Source organism: Aquincola tertiaricarbonis, from assembly GCF_000969605.1.
GTDB classification, from domain to species: Bacteria; Pseudomonadota; Gammaproteobacteria; order Burkholderiales; family Burkholderiaceae_C; genus Aquincola; species Aquincola tertiaricarbonis.
The window spans coordinates 1-17,113 of record NZ_JZUE01000024.1 but is presented as its reverse complement, the minus strand read 5'-3'; the positions used below and the strand labels follow the sequence as shown (position 1 = coordinate 17,113).

21 protein-coding genes are annotated in these 17,113 nt (G+C 71.6%); 17 read left to right on the top strand and 4 right to left on the bottom strand.

The genetic code is table 11. The annotated features are described in order from the left end of the window. The 6 genes from gsiC to VO99_RS22125 are packed head-to-tail and all read left to right on the top strand — an operon-like array spanning position 1 to position 5,001. Positions 1-921 carry a glutathione ABC transporter permease GsiC gene (gsiC, locus tag VO99_RS22150; RefSeq protein ID WP_046115121.1) on the top strand — a complete coding sequence of 307 codons (921 nt, stop codon included), beginning with the start codon at positions 1-3 and terminating at the stop codon, positions 919-921. Next, positions 918-1,799, top strand: coding sequence for a glutathione ABC transporter permease GsiD (gene gsiD / locus VO99_RS22145; protein ID WP_375136414.1), 882 nt, complete (start codon positions 918-920; stop codon positions 1,797-1,799). The genes gsiC and gsiD overlap by 4 nt, the downstream gene beginning before the upstream one ends. Next, positions 1,768-2,883 (top strand): P1 family peptidase, encoded by a 1,116-nt coding sequence (locus VO99_RS22140; RefSeq protein WP_083440831.1) that lies wholly within the window; start codon positions 1,768-1,770, stop codon positions 2,881-2,883. The genes gsiD and VO99_RS22140 overlap by 32 nt, the downstream gene beginning before the upstream one ends. Further along, a complete protein-coding gene (locus VO99_RS22135; RefSeq protein WP_046115119.1) occupies positions 2,880-3,725 on the top strand; it encodes a M55 family metallopeptidase in 846 nt (281 codons plus the stop codon). The genes VO99_RS22140 and VO99_RS22135 overlap by 4 nt, the downstream gene beginning before the upstream one ends. A gap of 11 nt (positions 3,726-3,736) precedes the next feature. After that, positions 3,737-4,369 (top strand): hypothetical protein, encoded by a 633-nt coding sequence (locus VO99_RS22130; protein WP_046115118.1) that lies wholly within the window; start codon positions 3,737-3,739, stop codon positions 4,367-4,369. Continuing rightward, positions 4,369-5,001, top strand: a complete 633-nt coding sequence (locus tag VO99_RS22125; RefSeq protein WP_157039701.1) for a flavin reductase family protein — start codon at positions 4,369-4,371, stop codon at positions 4,999-5,001. Before VO99_RS22130 ends, VO99_RS22125 begins: the two co-directional genes overlap by 1 nt. A gap of 27 nt (positions 5,002-5,028) precedes the next feature. Here the strand turns inward: VO99_RS22125 and VO99_RS22120 are convergent, their stop codons facing one another. The 3 genes from VO99_RS22120 to hpaR form a co-directional block, all read right to left on the bottom strand. After that, positions 5,029-6,789: a diguanylate cyclase gene (locus VO99_RS22120; protein ID WP_046115116.1), complete on the bottom strand. Its 1,761-nt coding sequence runs from the start codon at positions 6,787-6,789 to the stop codon at positions 5,029-5,031. A gap of 277 nt (positions 6,790-7,066) precedes the next feature. Further along, positions 7,067-7,606 (bottom strand): type 1 glutamine amidotransferase domain-containing protein, encoded by a 540-nt coding sequence (locus tag VO99_RS22115; RefSeq protein WP_046115115.1) that lies wholly within the window; start codon positions 7,604-7,606, stop codon positions 7,067-7,069. Positions 7,607-7,712: 106 nt separating this feature from the next. Beyond that, positions 7,713-8,222: a homoprotocatechuate degradation operon regulator HpaR gene (gene hpaR, locus VO99_RS22110; RefSeq protein WP_046115181.1), complete on the bottom strand. Its 510-nt coding sequence runs from the start codon at positions 8,220-8,222 to the stop codon at positions 7,713-7,715. A 58-nt stretch (positions 8,223-8,280) separates the two neighbouring features. On the opposite strand from hpaR, the gene VO99_RS22105 reads away from it, so the two are divergent. From VO99_RS22105 to VO99_RS30440, 11 genes are all read left to right on the top strand, one after another. Further along, positions 8,281-8,970, top strand: a complete 690-nt coding sequence (locus VO99_RS22105) for a fumarylacetoacetate hydrolase family protein (protein WP_046115114.1) — start codon at positions 8,281-8,283, stop codon at positions 8,968-8,970. Continuing rightward, positions 8,967-9,734: a fumarylacetoacetate hydrolase family protein gene (locus VO99_RS22100; RefSeq protein WP_046115113.1), complete on the top strand. Its 768-nt coding sequence runs from the start codon at positions 8,967-8,969 to the stop codon at positions 9,732-9,734. Before VO99_RS22105 ends, VO99_RS22100 begins: the two co-directional genes overlap by 4 nt. Before the next feature lie 29 nt (positions 9,735-9,763). After that, complete coding sequence (hpaE, locus tag VO99_RS22095; protein WP_046115112.1) at positions 9,764-11,224, top strand: 5-carboxymethyl-2-hydroxymuconate semialdehyde dehydrogenase; 1,461 nt, start codon at positions 9,764-9,766, stop codon at positions 11,222-11,224. A gap of 20 nt (positions 11,225-11,244) precedes the next feature. Next, entirely contained in the window at positions 11,245-12,162 is a 918-nt protein-coding gene (hpaD, locus tag VO99_RS22090) for a 3,4-dihydroxyphenylacetate 2,3-dioxygenase (RefSeq protein WP_046115111.1), read from the top strand. Positions 12,163-12,175: 13 nt separating this feature from the next. Next, positions 12,176-12,604 carry a 5-carboxymethyl-2-hydroxymuconate isomerase gene (locus VO99_RS22085; RefSeq protein ID WP_046115110.1) on the top strand — a complete coding sequence of 143 codons (429 nt, stop codon included), beginning with the start codon at positions 12,176-12,178 and terminating at the stop codon, positions 12,602-12,604. Between the two features lie 2 nt (positions 12,605-12,606). Beyond that, positions 12,607-13,410 (top strand): 2-oxo-hept-4-ene-1,7-dioate hydratase, encoded by an 804-nt coding sequence (hpaH, locus tag VO99_RS22080; protein ID WP_046115109.1) that lies wholly within the window; start codon positions 12,607-12,609, stop codon positions 13,408-13,410. Positions 13,411-13,422: 12 nt separating this feature from the next. After that, positions 13,423-14,244: a 4-hydroxy-2-oxoheptanedioate aldolase gene (gene hpaI / locus VO99_RS22075; protein ID WP_046115108.1), complete on the top strand. Its 822-nt coding sequence runs from the start codon at positions 13,423-13,425 to the stop codon at positions 14,242-14,244. Between the two features lie 72 nt (positions 14,245-14,316). Then, positions 14,317-15,294: a Bug family tripartite tricarboxylate transporter substrate binding protein gene (locus VO99_RS22070; RefSeq protein WP_046115107.1), complete on the top strand. Its 978-nt coding sequence runs from the start codon at positions 14,317-14,319 to the stop codon at positions 15,292-15,294. Positions 15,295-15,364: 70 nt separating this feature from the next. Then, complete coding sequence (locus tag VO99_RS22065) at positions 15,365-15,940, top strand: TspO/MBR family protein (RefSeq protein WP_052736547.1); 576 nt, start codon at positions 15,365-15,367, stop codon at positions 15,938-15,940. Positions 15,941-15,992: 52 nt separating this feature from the next. Then, positions 15,993-16,337 carry a cupin domain-containing protein gene (locus VO99_RS22060; RefSeq protein ID WP_046115106.1) on the top strand — a complete coding sequence of 115 codons (345 nt, stop codon included), beginning with the start codon at positions 15,993-15,995 and terminating at the stop codon, positions 16,335-16,337. A gap of 5 nt (positions 16,338-16,342) precedes the next feature. Then, positions 16,343-16,486: a hypothetical protein gene (locus VO99_RS30440; protein ID WP_157039700.1), complete on the top strand. Its 144-nt coding sequence runs from the start codon at positions 16,343-16,345 to the stop codon at positions 16,484-16,486. A gap of 53 nt (positions 16,487-16,539) precedes the next feature. On the opposite strand, the gene VO99_RS22055 is transcribed toward VO99_RS30440, so the two are convergent. Next, positions 16,540-16,761 carry a hypothetical protein gene (locus tag VO99_RS22055; RefSeq protein WP_046115105.1) on the bottom strand — a complete coding sequence of 74 codons (222 nt, stop codon included), beginning with the start codon at positions 16,759-16,761 and terminating at the stop codon, positions 16,540-16,542. Between the last annotated feature and the right edge of the window lie 352 nt (positions 16,762-17,113).

Genomic DNA, 17,113 nt, shown 5'->3' with positions numbered 1-17,113 from the left:
ATGCTGAGCTATCTGCTGAAGCGGCTGCTGGGCCTGGTGCCCACGCTGCTGCTGGTGGCGGTGTTCGTGTTCGGCTTCGTGCACCTGCTGCCCGGCGACCCCGCGCGGCTGGCCGCGGGGGTGGACGCGGGCCCGGAGACGGTGGAACTGGTGCGCCGCGACCTGGGCCTGGACCAGCCGCTGCACATCCAGTTCGTGCGCTTTTTCAGCCATGCGCTGCAGGGCGACTTCGGCAAGTCCATCCGCACGCAGCGGCCGGTATCGGCCGAGATCGCAGAGCGCTTCGCGCCCACCTTCTGGCTCACCGTCGCCGCCATGGGCTGGTCGGTGCTGCTGGGGCTGGTGCTGGGCATCGCCTCGGCGGTGTGGCGCAACCGCTGGCCTGACCGGGCCGGCATGTCGCTGGCCATCTCGGGCATCTCGTTCCCGCCGTTCGCACTCGGCATGCTGCTGATGCAGCTGTTCTCGGTGCAGCTGGGCTGGCTGCCCACGGTGGGCGCGGACACCTGGCAGCACTACATCCTGCCTTCGCTCACGCTGGGTGCCGGCGTGGCCGCGGTGATGGCGCGCTTCACCCGCAGCTCGTTCATCGACATCCTGAAGGAAGACTACGTGCGCACCGCCCGGGCCAAGGGCCTGGACGAGGCGCGGGTGATCTTCAAGCACGGCCTGCGCAATGCGCTGATCCCGGTCGTCACGATGATGGGCCTGCAGTTCGGCTTCCTGCTGGGCGGCTCCATCGTGGTGGAGGTGGTGTTCAACTGGCCCGGCATGGGCCGGCTGCTGATCGACTCGGTGGAGATGCGCGACTACCCCGTGATGCAGGCGCTGGTGCTGCTGTTCTCGCTCGAATTCATCCTCATCAACCTGGTGGTCGACGTGCTGTATGCCGTGATCAACCCGACCATCCGATACCAGTGAATACCCCATCTGTTGCCACGGCCACGCCGGTGCGCACGCCGGCCGCCGAGTTCTGGCGCAAGTTCAGGAAGCAGCGCGTGGCGCTGGTGGCCGGCGGCTTCGTGCTGCTGCTGGTGCTCGTCGCCGCGCTGGCGCCCTGGCTGGCGCCGTATGACGCCGAGAACTTCTTCGACTACGACGCGCTCAATTCGCCGCCTTCGGCCACCCACTGGTTCGGCGTCGATCCGCTGGGCCGCGACATCTTCAGCCGCATCCTGATGGGCGCGCGCGTCTCGCTGGCCGCGGGCTTCATCTCGGTGGCGGTGGGCGCGGTGGTGGGCACGCTGCTGGGCCTGCTGGCCGGCTACTACCAGGGCTGGTGGGATCGCATCGTCATGCGCATGAGCGACGTGCTGTTCGCCTTCCCGGGCATCCTGCTGGCCATCGGCATCGTGGCCATCCTGGGCAGCGGCATGATCAACGTGATCCTGGCGGTGGCGGTGTTCAGCGTGCCGGCCTTCGCGCGGCTGGTGCGCGGCAACGTGCTGTCGCTCAAGCACCAGACCTACATCGAGGCGGTGCGCTCCATCGGCGCGCCCGACTCGGTCATCATGCTGCGCCACCTGCTGCCGGGCACGGTGGCCTCGGTGGTGGTGTACCTCACCATGCGCATCGGCACCTCCATCATCACCGCGGCCAGCCTGAGCTTCCTTGGCCTGGGCGCGCAGCCGCCCACGCCGGAGTGGGGCGCGATGCTGAACGAGGCCCGGGCCGACATGCTCAACGCGCCGCACGTGGCGCTGTTTCCCAGCCTGGCGATCTTCGTCACCGTGCTGGCCTTCAACCTGCTGGGCGACGGCCTGCGCGATGCACTCGACCCCAAGCTCGACCGCGCCTGAGGCCGGCGGCGCCGCGGCCCGCAGCCGGCTGGGCGCGCCGCAGGTGGGCACGCTGCCCAGCGGCCCGCGGGATGCCATCACCGACGTGGCAGGGGTCTCTGTGGCCCATTGCACGCTGGCCGACGGCCCGGTGCAGACCGGCGCCACCGTGCTGCTGCCGCAGCCGGGCAACCTGTTCCTGCAGCAGCTGCCGGCCGGCGTGGCGGTGATCAACGGCTTCGGCAAGAGCGCGGGCCTGGTGCAGGTGCAGGAGTTGGGCACGCTGGAGTCGCCCATCGCGCTGGTGAGCACCCTGGCCGTGGGCACCGCCTTCACTGCCCTGGTGCGCGATGCCATCGCCCACACGCCCGAGCTGGCGCGCAGCCTGCCGACGGTGAATCCGCTGGTCTTCGAATGCAACGACGGCTGGCTCAACGATGCGCAGGCGCTGCCGCTGCAGGAGGCCCATGTGCTGCAGGCGCTGGCCGCCGCGCGGCAGGGCGGCGGCAGCTTCGACGAAGGCAGCGTGGGCGCGGGGCGGGGCATGTCCTGCCACGGGCTGAAGGGTGGCATCGGCAGCGCCTCGCGCTGCGTGCGCTGGCAGGGCCGCGGCTACACGCTGGGTGCGCTGGTGCTGGCCAACCAGGGGCGGCCGGGCGCGCTGACGGTGGCCGGGCAGCGCATCGCGGTGCCGATGCAGCTGCCGGGCAGGCCGCCGCAGGCGCCCGCCGCCGAGCGCGGCTCCATCATCATGCTGCTGGCCACCGATGCACCGCTGGATGCTCGCCAGCTCACCCGCGTGGCACGTCGTGCGGCGGCCGGGCTGGCCCGCACCGGCAGCGACTATGGCCACGGCAGCGGCGACATCGCGCTGGCCTTCAGCACCGCGATGCGGCTGCCCCAGCGGCCCACCGAACCCATGCCGGCGCTGCCGCTGCTGCACGAGGCGGCGCTGGACGGCCTGTTCCAGGCCGCGGCCGAGGCCACCGAGCAGGCCATCCTGCATGCGCTGTTCGCGGCCACCGCCGTCACCGGCCGCGAAGGCCACCACCGGCCGTCGCTGCGCGACGTGGCGCCTCACCTGTTCCACAAGGATTCCGCATGAAGCAGCAGCCCACCGTCCTGGTCGCCGTGGACATCGAAGGCGTGGCCGGCGTCTGGCGGCCCGAGCAGACGCAGGCCGGCAACGGCGACTACGAACGCGCGCGCCGCTGGATGACGCTGGAGGCCGATGCCGCGGTGCGCGGTGCCTTTGCCGGCGGCGCCGGCACGGTGCTGGTCAACGATTCGCACGGCCACTTCGGCAACCTGCTGGCCGACGAGATCGACCCGCGGGCCCAGCTCATCCAGGGCAAGCCGCGGCAGCTGGGCATGATGGCCGGTGTCGACCAGCAGGTGGACGGCGTGCTGATGATCGGCTGGCATGCCCGCGCCAAGGCGCCCGGCGTGCTGGCCCACACCACCAACAGCTTCGCCTTCGCCCGTGTGTGGCTCAACGGGCTGGAGGTGGGCGAGATCGGCCTGTATGCCGCGCTGGCCGGCCAGTTCGGCGCGCCGGTGCTGATGGTCAGCGGCTGCGACGTCACCGCCGCCGAAGCCGCGGCCCTGATGCCGCAGGTGGCCTGCACCGTGGTGAAGTGGTCGGAAGGGGCGCGCAGCGGGCGATCGATGTCGCCGCCATCCTCGCGCACGCTGATCGAGGCGGCCGCGAAGGAGGCGGTGCAGCGCCTGGCCAGCGATGCGCCGGCACCCCTGCAGCTGCCGGGCGGCGAAGGACGCATCGCGCTCAGGCTGCAGTGCCAGACGCCCGCGCTGGCCGATGCCTTCGCCCTGTGGCCCACGGTGCGGCGCGAAGCCACCGACACCCTCACGATCGACTGCGCCACGGTGCACGAGGCGGTGCGCTGCCTGAACGCGCTGTCCCTCATGGGCAGCGCGCTGCGCTGAGCGCCAAGGCCATGCGCGGGCTCGACTTCAGCTCCTGGCAGGCCCTGCTCACCACGCTGGCCGGCGTGGTGGCGATCACGCTGGTGGTGGTGGGCATCCGGCTGGTGGTGATGCAGGCGGTGCAGGAGCGCCGGCAGCGCGAGAACCGGCAGATCAACGAGCGTCTGCGCACGCTGATCGCCGCCTACAAGACGCTGGGCGGCTCCTTCACCGGCACCCTGGCGGTGGACCCGGCGCACCGGCGCGAGCTGCGTGCGCTGGGGCCCGAGGCCGACGGCGCCGCGGGCACCGAGCGCCGCCGCCGCATCCGCGATGCGGTGGAGGCCGCGCTGTCCGACATCATCCTGCTGGGCACCGAGGAACAGGTGCGGCTGGCGGTGCAGGCGGCCAACGACATGGCCGCCGGCCGGCCGGTGGAAACCGCGGAGATCGTGGTCTCGCTGCGCAACTTCATCCGCGAGGTGCTGGACCTGGACCCGGTGCCCAGGGAACTGGCCATCCCGCGCCAGGGCCCGCTGCGCCCGCCGGCCGGCGGTGCCCGCGGCGGCGGCAGCGGCACGCGGGGCGGCCAGGGCCGCGGCGCGCAGGACGGCGGCGGCGGCGGCCTGGGCGGCGGCATCGACATCGACACCGGGAAACACTGATGGACATCGACTTCGGCCAGCTCGACGCCTATGCCCGCTACAAGCTGATGGCCAGCCTGATCGTGCCGCGGCCGATCGCGCTGGTGACCACGCTGGGCGCGGACGGCACGGTGAACGCGGCGCCCTTCAGCATGTTTAACATGGTGGGCGAGGACCCGCCGATCGTGATGATCAGCATCAACCGGCTGACCGACGGGCAGCTCAAGGACACCGCCGCCAACATCCTGGCGCGGCGGGAGTTCGTGGTGCACATCACCGACGAGGCGATGGCCGGGCGCATGCATGCCTGCGGCGACCGGCTGCCGCCGCACGAGAGCGAGCTGACGCATGCCGGGCTGACGCCGGTGCCGTCCCGGGCGGTGGCGCCGCCGCGCATCGCCGAGGCGCCGGTGGCCTTCGAATGCGTGCTGCACGAGACGATGGAGACGCCCAGCCGCTACGTGTTCATCGGCCGCGTGGTGTGGCTGGCCGCGCGGGAAGGGCTGATCGACACCGAGCGCTGGCGCGTGCGGCTGCAGGATTACCACCCGGTGGGCCGCTTCGGCGCCAGCTTCTACGTGACCACGCGGGACCGCTTCGCGGTGGATGGCAGCGACAAGCCGAGTACGCAGACGGCGATCGACGAGATGTGACCCCGGGCGAGGCCACCCGGTGGCGCCTCAGGCCGGTGCCATCACGGGGCGCCCGCGCTGGGCCCGGCGGCGGCCGGCCTGCTTGCCGGCATACATGGCCGCATCGGCCTGCTTGATGAGGTCGTCGGCCGCCAGGCCGTCCAGCGGCGCCAATGCATAGCCGATGGTCAGGCCCACCCGGCACACATGACCCGCGGCATCGAAGGGCACGTCGAAGGCCTGCAGCAGCTTCTGGCTCAGCGCCTGGGCGGCGTCGGCATCCGGCAGGCCGGTGGCGAGCACCACGAACTCGTCGCCGCCCAGGCGGGCCACCACGTCGGCGCTGCGCAGCTCCTGCTGCAGCCGCTGGCCCACCGACACCAGCAGCGCATCGCCCACGTCGTGGCCGTAGAGGTCGTTCACCGGCTTGAAGCCGTCCAGGTCCAGCAGGAACACGGCCAGCAGCTGCTCGCTGCTGCAGGCCTGCAGCGCCGGCTCCAGCCGGTCGTGCAGGCCGCGCCGGTTCGGCAGGCCGGTGAGGGCATCGGTGTGGGCCAGGTTGCGCAGCGCATGCGATTCGATGCGGGTGCGCTCCGCATGTCGGTGGATGGCCTGCACGCGCATCGCCAGCACCACCATCCACACCGCCATCTCGCACATGGTGGCCAGCGGGTACAGATGCAGCGGCCAGAAGGTGGCTTCCAGCTTGCCGAGGATGGTGCCCACCAGCGCCGCGGTGCCCACCAGGAAGATGCTCCAGCCGGCCACCATCACCATCGCCGTGCGGTCGCGCCGGCGGGCGCGCACCAGGGCCACCGGCAGCGCCACGCTGGTGGGCAGCAGGCCCATCATCGTGGCCAGTCCCTGAACCGCGCGGAAGTCCATCAGCCCCAGCTGGTAGGCGGCCAGGCCGGCCAGCGCCGTCCAGCCGATGGCCCGCAGCGCCCAGGCCGCCCAGCGGCTGACGTCGCGCACCTGCAGCGCCCGCGCCATGAAGCCCGAGCCGCCGAACACCGCCACCAGCACCGCCTGCGGCGAGATCTCCTGCGCCAGCGCCGGATCGTCCGGCCACACATGCTGGGCCAGGATGCCGAAGTAGGACAGGAAGAACACGGCATTGGCCGCCAGCATCAGCGCATAGAAGCCGAACATCGCGTCGCGCAGCGCCACGCCGTGGGCCAGGCTGTAGATCAGCATGGCGATGGCCAGGCCGGCCAGCAGGCCCTGGAGCAGCTGGGCCCGCGACTCCTGCTGCGCGAAGGCGGGCGGGGTGCGCAGGGTCATCGGCAGCACCACCGAACTGCGCGCCCACACCCGCACGATCAGCTCGCTGCCGCCCGGCGGCAGGTCCAGCGGCGCGGCCAGGGTGCGCGAGCGCAGCGGCCGCTGGTCATGCGGCATCGAGCTGCCCATCCGCACCTGCGACAGCAGCCGGCCATCGGCCACCAGGTACACGTCCACCCGGTCCAGTGGTGGGTAGTTGATCTCCAGCACCCGCTGCTGCGGCGCGGGGCCGGCCACCTGCAGCGGAATGCGCAGCCACACCGTGGCGGGCATGCGGCCCAGATTGCCGGGGGTGCCGGCATGCGGTTGGAAGGTCGCGGGGCTGGCCAGCACGTCGGCCAGCGTCAGCGTGTGCTCGGCATCCAGGCGCAGCGTGACGGCCGGCCACAGCGGGATGGCTTCACGCTCGTCCACCGCCAGCGGCTGCGCGGCGGCCGGTGCCATCACGGCCAACCCCATACCCATCACCAGGCAGCAGGACAACAACAGCAGCAGGCAGTGGCGGTACAACGGGTGCAGGGGCATGACGGAGCCCTGCGGCGCGGCCGGGCGCTTGCGACACGCCTCGGCACGCCGGCGGGCGGCGCGGTGGAAAGACGGGCGCTATTTGGCCACAGCCCCGGCACGTCCGAGGGCCAGCCGAGTGCCGATGCGGCCTTCGTGACCGGTGCGGTGCTGGTGGCCGACGGCGGGGCCAGGGTGCCGGCGGCCGCACGCGCGGGGTAGGGGCCTGCACGAGGGCTTCCTCGTGACCGGGCTGCCCCTGCAGCTGCCCGGCGGCACAGGCCCCTGGCGCCCCGCCTCAGGCCAGCTGCGAAGCGATTGCAGCCACGAAGTCGTGCAGGTCCTCTGGCTTGCGGCTGGTGATGATGCCGCGGTCGACCACGGCCGACTCGTCGACCACCTCACCGCCCGCATTCGCCAGGTCCGTGCGAACCGAGGGCCACGAGGTCACCTTGCGGCCCTTGACCAGGCCCGCGTCGATCAGCAGCCAGGGCGCGTGGCACACGGCGGCCACCGGCTTGCCGGCTGCGGCGAAGGCCTTGATCAGGGCGATGGCGTCCGGCTCCAGACGCAGCGCGTCGGGGTTCATCTGGCCGCCCGGGAGCACCAGCGCGTCGTAGTCCTTGGCGTCGGCGTCCGACAGTGCCAGGTCGACCTTCACGCTCTGGCCCCAGTCGGTGTGGTTCCAGCCCTTGATGGAGCCGCTCTTCGGAGAGGCGACATGCACGGTGGCACCCAGGTCCGTCAGCTCCTGTTGAGGAACGAGCAGCTCGGACTGTTCGAAGCCATCGGTGGCGACGATCAGGATGCGGCGGTTGGAAAGCTTTTGGGCGGACATGGTCGGTGCTCCAGGCAGGGTTCGTTGTCAGCAGAAAAGCTTAGGTTCGATCCTGCGCGCTGCTGTCGGACAAAGCCGGCGCCTGGCCTCGGTCAACGGATCGAATTCACTCACCACCTGGCTCAGGCAGCGCCCCCAGCACCTCGATCAACTCGTCCAGCGTCGCATAGAAGCGGTCCATCAGCTCGCTGCCGATGTGCGCCTCGATCTCGGCATACACCGCCTCGATCTGCGGCGCCATCGTCTCGGCCAGGGCGCGGCTGCGTGCGGTCAGGCTCACCATCACGCGCCGCTGGTCGGTGGGCAGGCGCTCGCGCGCCACCAGGCCCAGCTCGTCCATCCGCGCCAGGATGCCGGCCAGGCTGGGGCTGGAGATGCGGCACACCTGCACGATCTGCCGCGGCTCCAGCGGGCCGCCTTCTTCAAGCAGCGCCCGCACGATGCGCCATTGCTGCTCGGTGATGCCATGCGCATGCAGGATGGGCCGGAAATGCGCGAACACGCCTTCTCGCGCCTGCAGCAGCAGCAGCGGCAGGTTGCGGTGGGTGAAGACTGGCGGCGTGCCGCGCCGTGAGGGCTTGCGCTGGCTGCGCCCGCTCGTTCTTTCGGTTGACATGCTCACATCTTAGCGAATACATTGCTCACATCTTAGTGATCAAGCCGGATGCTCCGCCATGGCCCGCTGCCTGCCCGATCTGGAAGTGCCGCCCTACCGCCTCACCGGCACGGTGTACGGCGCCCTGCTGAACCATCGGGCGCAGCTGGAGGCGCTGGGGCAAGCCGCCTCGCAGCCGCCCTACAAGGCCCCGCCGCAGGCGCCGGTGCTGGCGGTTCGGCCGCGGCACATGCTGGCCGCCGATGGCGACCCGCTGGTGCTGCCGGCGGGCTTCGATGCGCTGGAGTGCGGGCCTTCGCTGGGCATCGTCATCGCCCGCGCGGCGTGCCGGATAGCGGCTTCGCAGTCTCTGTCGCATGTGGCAGGCTACCTGCTGGCCGGCGAGGTGCGGCTGCCGCTGGCCAGCCACTACCGGCCGGCAGTGCGCTTTGTCGCCCGCGACGGCTTCTGCCCACTGTCCACGCGCTTCGTGCCGGCCGCACAGGTGCCGCAGCCGGATGCGCTGCAGGCCACGGTGCATGTCGATGGCGAGCGCATGCAGCTCACCCACACCGGCGACCGCCTGCGCGGCGTGGCGCAGTTGATCGCCGACGTCACCGAGTTCATGACGCTGCAGCCCGGCGACCTGCTGCTGCTGGGGGCCTCGCACGGCGCACCGCAGGCCAGGGCAGGGCAGCGCATCACGCTGGCCATCGAAGGGTTGGGCCAGCTGAGCCACACCGTGGTGACCGAGGAGGAGCTTGCATGAAGACCGCCCGTGTCGCCTACCAGGGGGCGGTGCACGCCGCCGTGCCGCATGAAGCCGGACTGCAGCTGGCCGACGGCCGCGTGCTGGCCGAGCAGCAGGTGGTGTGGCTGCCGCCTTTCGAGGTGGGCACCGTCATCGCGCTGGGCCTGAACTATGCCGACCATGTGAAGGAGCTGGCCAAGGAGCTCACCGTCAGCACGCAGGACGAGCCGCTGGTCTTCTTCAAGGGCCCGGGCAGCCTGCTGGGCCACCGCGGCGCCACGCGCCGTCCGGCGGGCGTGCAGTTCATGCACTATGAATGTGAGCTGGCCGTGGTCATCGGCGCCACCGCCCGCCGCGTCCGCCGTGCGGACGCCATGCGCCATGTGGCCGGCTACACCGTGTGCAACGACTATGCGGTGCGCGACTACCTCGAGAACTGGTACCGCCCCAACCTGCGCGTGAAGAACCGCGATGGCGCCACCGTGCTGGGCCCGTGGTTCGTGGAGGCGGCCGACGTGCCCGACCCGCATGCACTGGCGCTGCGCACGCTCGTCAACGGCCGCGTCACGCAGCAGGGCTGCACCGCCGACTTCGTCAACGACATCCCGGCATTGATCGAGTACCTGAGCAGCTTCATGACGCTGCGCGCCGGCGACGTGATCCTCACCGGCACGCCCGACGGCGTGGTGAACGTGAACATGGGCGACGAGGTGGTGACCGAGATCGACGGCATCGGCCGGCTGGTCAACACCATCGTCGGCGACGACGACCACGGCCGTTGAGACCGGCCACACGACAAGGAGACCCGCGCATGCGCATCCAGCACCTGATCGACGGCCGCGCCGTCGAAGGCCGCGACTACTTCGAGACCGTCAACCCTGCCACCCAGGACGTGCTGGCCGAAGTGGCCGCTGGCGGCGAGGCCGAGGTCCACGCCGCGGTGGCCGCGGCCAAGGCCGCCTTCCCCAAGTGGGCCGGCCTGCCCGCCACCGAGCGAGCGCGGCTGATGCGCAGGCTGGGCGAGTTGATCGCCGCGCACGTGCCCGAGATCGCGCGCACCGAGACGATGGACGCCGGCCAGGTGATCTCGCAGACGGGCAAGCAGCTGATCCCGCGGGCGGCCGACAACTTCCACTACTTCGCCGAGATGTGTACGCGGGTGGATGGCCACACCTATCCCACGCCCACGCACCTGAACTACACGCTGTACCACCCGGTGGGCGTGTGCGCGCTCATCAGCCCGTGGAACGTGCCCTTCATGACGGCCACGTGGAAGGTGGCCCCGGCGCTGGCCTTCGGCAACACCGCGGTGCTGAAGATGAGCGAGCTGTCGCCGATGACGGCCGCGCGCCTGGGCGAGCTGGCGCTGGAGGCGGGCATTCCGGCCGGCGTGCTGAACGTGGTGCACGGCTACGGCCGCGAGGCCGGCGAGCCGCTGTGCCGCCACCCGGACGTGCGCGCCATCAGCTTCACCGGCTCCACCGCCACCGGCAACCGCATCGTGCAGTCCGCGGGCTTGAAGAAGTTCAGCATGGAGCTGGGCGGCAAGAGCCCCTTCGTAGTGTTCGACGATGCCGACATGGACCGCGCGCTGGATGCCGCCATCTTCATGATCTTCAGCAACAACGGCGAACGCTGCACCGCGGGCAGCCGCATCCTGGTGCAGAAGAGCGTGTATGCGCAGTTCGTCGACCGCTTTGTTGAGCGGGCACGCCGCATCACGGTGGGCGATCCGATGGACGAGAAGACGATCGTCGGCCCGATGATCAGCCCCGCGCACCTGGCCAAGGTGCGCAGCTACATCGAGCTGGGCACGCAGGAGGGCGCGACGATGCTGTGCGGCGGGCTCGATGCGCCCGAGCTGCCGGCCGCGATGGCGCGCGGCAACTTCGTGCGGCCCACCGTGTTCGCCGACGTGCACAACCGCATGCGCATCGCGCAGGAGGAGATCTTCGGCCCGGTGGCCTGCCTGATTCCCTTCGCCGACGAAGCCGATGCGGTGGCCCAGGCCAACGACATCGCCTACGGCCTGTCGAGCTACGTGTTCACCGAGAACATCGGCCGCGCCCACCGCGTGGCGGCCGGCATCGAGGCGGGCATGTGCTTCGTCAACAGCCAGAACGTGCGCGACCTGCGCCAGCCCTTCGGCGGCACCAAGGCCAGCGGCACCGGCCGCGAGGGCGGCACCTGGAGCTACGAAGTCTTCCTGGAGCCGAAGAACGTGGCGGTATCGCTGGGTTCGCACCACATTCCGCATTGGGGCGTGGCCTGAAGCCACGGCAGGAGCACACCATGGGCAAGCTGGCATTGGCCGCCAAGATCACGCATGTGCCGTCGATGTACCTGAGCGAGATCGACGGCCCGGGCAAGGGCAGGCGGCAGGCGGCCATCGACGGCCACCTCGAGATCGAGCGCCGCTGCCGGGCGCTGGGCGTGGACACCATCGTGGTGTTCGACACCCACTGGCTGGTGAACGCGGGCTACCACATCAACTGCGCGCCGCGCTTCGAGGGCGTGTACACCAGCAACGAGCTGCCGCACTTCATCAGCAACATGGCCTATGCCTACGACGGCAATGCGCCGCTGGGCCACCTGCTGGCCGAGGCTGCCAATGCCGCCGGCATCCAGACGCTGGCGCACAGCAACACCACGCTGCCGCTGGAATACGGCACGCTGGTGCCGATGCGCTACATGAATGCGGATCGGCATTACCGGGTGGTGTCGGTCTCGGCGCTGTGCCAGGTGCACACGCTGGCCGAAAGCGCCAGGCTGGGCTGGGCCTTCCGCCGCGCGATCGAGGACCGCTACGAGGGCACGGTGGCGATGCTGGCCAGCGGATCACTCTCCCACCGTTTCGCGCAGAACGGCACCGCCGACGACTTCCGCGACCGCATGTGGAGCCCCTTCCTGGAGCGGCTGGACCACGGCGTGGTCGACATGTGGCAGCGCGGCGAATGGGCCGACTTCTGCGACATGCTGCCCGAGTACGCCGCCAAGGGCCATGGCGAAGGCTTCATGCACGACACCGCGATGCTGCTGGGCGCCCTCGGCTGGAACCACTACGCCGGCCAGGTGGAGGTGGTGACGCCGTTCTTCCCCAGCTCGGGCACCGGCCAGATCAATGCCCTGTTCCCGGTGCAGCCGATGCCGGCCGACCTGCGCGGCATCGGCGAGCCGCGCCACCGCGCGCTGGCCGCGCCGCGGCTCTGAAGGGGCGCCTGCCATGCCGCACATCGTGGTGCTGTACACCGCCAACCTCGACGATGCCACGCCCACCACCGGCGCCTCGGCCGACATCGGCCGCCTGTGCCGCAGCCTGGCCGACGCGCTGCTGACGGTGCGCGACGAAGCCGGCGCGCAGGTCTTCCCCACCGGCGGCGTGCGGGTGCTGGCCTATCCGGCCGCGCACTTCGCGGTGGCCGATGGCAGCGTGGCCGATGCCGGCTTCGTCTACATCACGCTGCGCATGGCCCGCGGCCGCAGCGCGGCGGTGCAGCAGGCCACCGGCGCGGCGCTGCAGGCGGCCACCGCGGCGCACTTCGGGCCGCTGCTGGCCGAGCGCCGCTTCGGACTGACGCTGCAGATCGACGAAGGCCCGGAGGTGTTCGACGCCAAGCTGGGCAACCTCCATCCCCTGTTTGCAAGGCCCTGACCATGCTGCCCCCCGACACCACGCAAGCCCTGGCCCGCGAGCTCTTCGAAGCCCGCCGTGAGCGCCGCCAGCTGCGCCACTTCTCGCAGCGCCATCCGCAGATGACGGTGGACGACGGCTATGCCATCCAGCGCGAATGGGTGAAGCTCGAGCAGGCCGAAGGCCGCGCGATCAAGGGCCGCAAGATCGGCCTGACCTCGCGTGCGATGCAGCTGTCCAGCCAGATCACCGAGCCCGACTACGCACCGCTGATGGACGACATGTTCTTCGAGCAGGGCGGCGACATCCCGTTCAACCGCTTCATTGCGCCGCGGGTGGAGGTGGAGCTGGCCTTCGTGCTCGGCCGACCGCTGGCCGGCCCCGGCGTCACGCTGTTCGACGTGCTGGCCGCCACCGAGTACGTGTGCCCCGCGCTGGAGATCATCGACGCCCGCATCGAGCAGTTCGACCGCGAGACGAGGGCGCCGCGCAAGGTGTTCGACACCATCTCCGACTTCGCGGCCAATGCCGGCATCGTGCTCGGCGGCCGGCCGGTGCGGCCGGATGCGGTGGACCTGCGCTGGGTGGGCGCAATGCTGTTCAAGAACGGCGTGATCGAGGAAACCGGCCTGGCCGCCGGCGTGCTGAACCACCCGGCCACCGGCGTGGCCTGGCTGGCCAACAAGATCGCGCCGCACGACGAGCGCCTGAACGCCGCCGACGTGGTGCTGGCCGGCAGCTTCACCCGGCCCACGCCGGCGGTGGCGGGCGACAGCCTGCATGCCGACTACGGTCCGCTGGGCACCGTCAGCTTCCGTTTCGCCTGAGCGAGCCGCCCGATGCAGATCCCGCGCAATACCTTCCGCGATGCGCTGGCCGCCGGCCGGCCGCAGATCGGCCTGTGGGTGGGCCTGGCCGACGCCAATGCCGCCGAGGCCGTGGCCGCCACCGGCTTCGACTGGCTGCTGTTCGACGGCGAGCATGCGCCCAACGATCCGCGCAGCGTGCTCGCGCAGTTGCGCGCCGCAGCGCCGTATCCGGTGCATCCGGTGGTGCGGCCGGTGCAGGCCGACGTCGCGCTGGTCAAGCAGTACCTGGACATCGGCGCGCAGACGCTGCTGCTGCCGATGATCGACACGCCCGAGCAGGCCGCGCTGATGGTGCGCGCGATGCGTTACGCGCCGGCCGGCATCCGCGGCATGGGCGCCGCGCTGGCGCGGGCTTCGCGCTGGAACCACGTGGACGACTACATCGCCCAGGCCGATGCGCAGATGTGCCTGCTGGTGCAGGCCGAGACGGTGCAGGCGATGCAGCAGCTGCCGGCCATCGCCGCGGTGCCGGGCGTGGACGGCGTGTTCTTCGGCCCGGCCGACCTGTCGGCCTCGATGGGCTACCGCGGCCAGCCCGGCCACCCCGAGGTGCTGCGCGCGCTGCTCGACGGCATCGCCACCGTACGTGCCGCGGGCAAGGCGCCGGGCGTGCTGGCGGCCGACCCGGCGCTGGCGCAGCAGTACCTCGATGCGGGTGCGCTGTTCGTGGCGGTGGGCGTGGACACCACGCTGCTGGTGCGCGCGGCCACCGCGCTGTGCCGGCGCTTCAAGCCGCCGGATGCCGCTGCGGCGCCGGGTTCCCGCGCCGGCGCCGCCACCAGCGCCTATTGAGTCACCCGTCGTTCCTGCCAGGCGGCCGGCACAGGCTGCCGGCCCCGTCACGCCCTTTGCATTGGAGACACCATGACCGCATCCTTCCTGCACCGCCGCCACCTGCTGGCCCTGGCCGCCACGCTGCTTGCCGGCCCCCGGCCCAGCCTTGCCCAAGGCAACAAGCCGATCGAATGGGTGGTGGGCATGGCGCCGGGCGGCGGCTCCGACATCGTGGCGCGCACCGTGGCCGAGGCGATGGGCAAGATCCTCGGCCAGACCATCATCGTCAACAACAAGCCGGGCGCCGGCACCAACATCGCGGCCGACTACGTGGCCAAGTCGCGCGACCCCGACCATGTGCTGTTGACGGGCGACTTCGCCACGCTGGCCAGCAACCCCTGGCTGTACGGCAAGCTGCCCTACAACGCCGAGAAGGACCTGGGCAGCGTGGGCATGCTGGTGCGGTTCCCGCTGATCGCGGTGGTCGCGCCGGACCATCCGGCCCGGTCGTTCAAGGAGCTGGTGGCCTGGCTCAAGGCGCAGCCCAACGAGGTGGCCTATGCCTCGCCCGGCGCGGGCACGCCGCACCACCTGGCCACCGAGGCGCTGCTGCGCCGGCTGGGCCTCAAGGGCAGCCATGTGCCGTACCGTGGCGCCGCGCCGGCGCTGCAGGACGTGATGGGCGGCCGCGTGCCCTGGATGCTGGTGGAGTCGGCCGGCGGCATGCCGCTGATCACCGGCGGCAAGCTGCGGGCGCTGGCGGTGGGCACCGCCCAGCGCATGAAGACGCTGCCCGAGGTGCCCACGCTGCAGGAGCAGGGTGTCGCGGGTTTCGAGGCTTTCGCCTGGCAGGGGCTCTCGGTGCCCGCCGGCGCTTCCCCCGCCAACGTGGCGCGGCTGAGCAAGGCCCTGGCCGAGGCGCTGGACAGCACCTTCGTCAAGGCCCGGTTCCAGGCGCTGGGCGTGGAGGCGATGCCGGGCACGCCCGACGACATGAACCGCTTCGCCCGCAGCGAGCGGGAGCGCTGGGGCGCCTTGATCCGCGACTTGCAGCTGAAGCTCGACTGATCTCCCGCCCGCACCACCCGACCGCAGGCGCCGTGCCCCGTGCCGGCACGGTGATTGCCGCTTGCGGTGCATGACACCGGCCCCGCATCGCGCCCTTGCCAGCAGCACGCGGCTGACGCTGCCCAACCTGCATCGGGGGGAGCCCTGGCCGCCGCTGGCGGCCGCGGCCCTGGCCAGCGGGGCGCTGCTGCTGCCGGTGGCGGCAGGCTGGGCCTTCGGGCCGCAGCGGCCGGCGGCCTTCGTCTGGTATGCCACGCTGCGCATGCCGCGGTGGAAGCCGCCGGACCCGGTCATTCCCGCGGCCTGGACCTTGATCGACTGCGGCCTGGCCGTGGCCGCCTATCGGCTGCTGCGCGCCCCGGGCGGACCCGGCCTGCCGCAGCAGCAGGCCCGGCACGAGGCACTGGCCTGGCTGGCGCTCAATGTCTCGTTGATCGGCGGCTGGAGCGCGGTGTTCTTCGGCGCCCGCCACCTGCCGGCCAGCCTGCTGGTGGCCGCGGCCATGGTGGGCACCGGCAGCGCCGCGGTACGCGCCGCCGCCCGGGTGGACGGCGTGGCCGCACGTGCCACCCTGCCTTTCGTCGGCTGGGTGGGCTTCGCCACCGCGCTCACTGCCGCCATCTGGTGGCTCAACCGCAGGCGCTGACGCCGTCGGCGCCCGGCCCCTTTTTCCTCATCCCACAGGAGTAACGCAGCCCATGGCCCTGCCGCATGCCCAACCCGTCGAACCCGTGGACGTGCGCCCGCTGGGCGACCGCCTGGCCAGCGAGCGCAACACCGCGCTGTTCAAGTCCGAGGACCTGGAGGTGATCCGCCTGGTGCTGCCCACCGGCGAAGGCGTGCCGCCGCACCAGGTGGCCGGCGAGGCCACGCTGCAGTGCCTGGAAGGCCGGCTGCGGGTGGACGCCCAGGGCCAGCAACAGGTGCTGGAGGCCGGCCAGCTGCTGTACGTGCCGGGCGGCATGCCCTACGCCATCACCGCCCTCAGCCCGGCGTCGGCGCTGCTCACCATTGCGCTCAAGCCGCCTTCGAAGAAGGAGTGACCCGCATGCAGCCCCACCGCCCCGACGAGCGCCCGGCCCGCCACGGTCCGCGGCAGGAAAAGCGCCTGCGCCAGTGGGAGCACCGGCCGGAGCCGGCCCGCCCGCTGTTCCCCGAGCCCGATCCGCCGATCTACAAGCCGATGGGCTGAGCCAGGACGGCGGCCGCACCTGGGCGGCTGACGCCGCCGTCCGGCGCGCGGCGTCACACCCGGACCACCACCGGCGCGGCGTACTCGCGGCCCACCAGCGACAGCACGCGGTGGTAGCTGGCGCGGGCCGCCTCGCTCAGCGCCGCGTCGTCCACGGTGCCCACGGCGTCGCAGGGGAAGGAAAAGCGCCGGCCTGGATCGGTCAGCGACTCGAAGCGCAGTTCGTAGCCGACCGGCCCTTCGCCGGTGGGCGGGTCGGAATGCAAGGTGTTCATGGTCCATCCACTTCAGTCGGGCACCGGCAGGAGCTGCCGCAGGATCCCCGTTGCCCCAGAACGTGGCAACGGCCATGCCGGCTGACCGCGGCAGGTTTTGCCGCATGCGGTGGCCGCCCGCGGCGTGCGTCGGCGTGCGCTGCGCGGCGGTGGGTCGGCCACGCGATGCCGCCTCCGGCACCTGCCTTGCCCTCAGCGCCCGGGCCCCATGGGGAGGGGCGACATGCGAAGGAGCGTCGAGATGAGCACGGTCTTGTATCCACCCGCCGATGCCGGCGGCTCCACGCACGGCACGCCGCACGGCGAAGTGCACGACGAGCGCCACGAGATGCCGCATGGCTGGCGGCGCTGG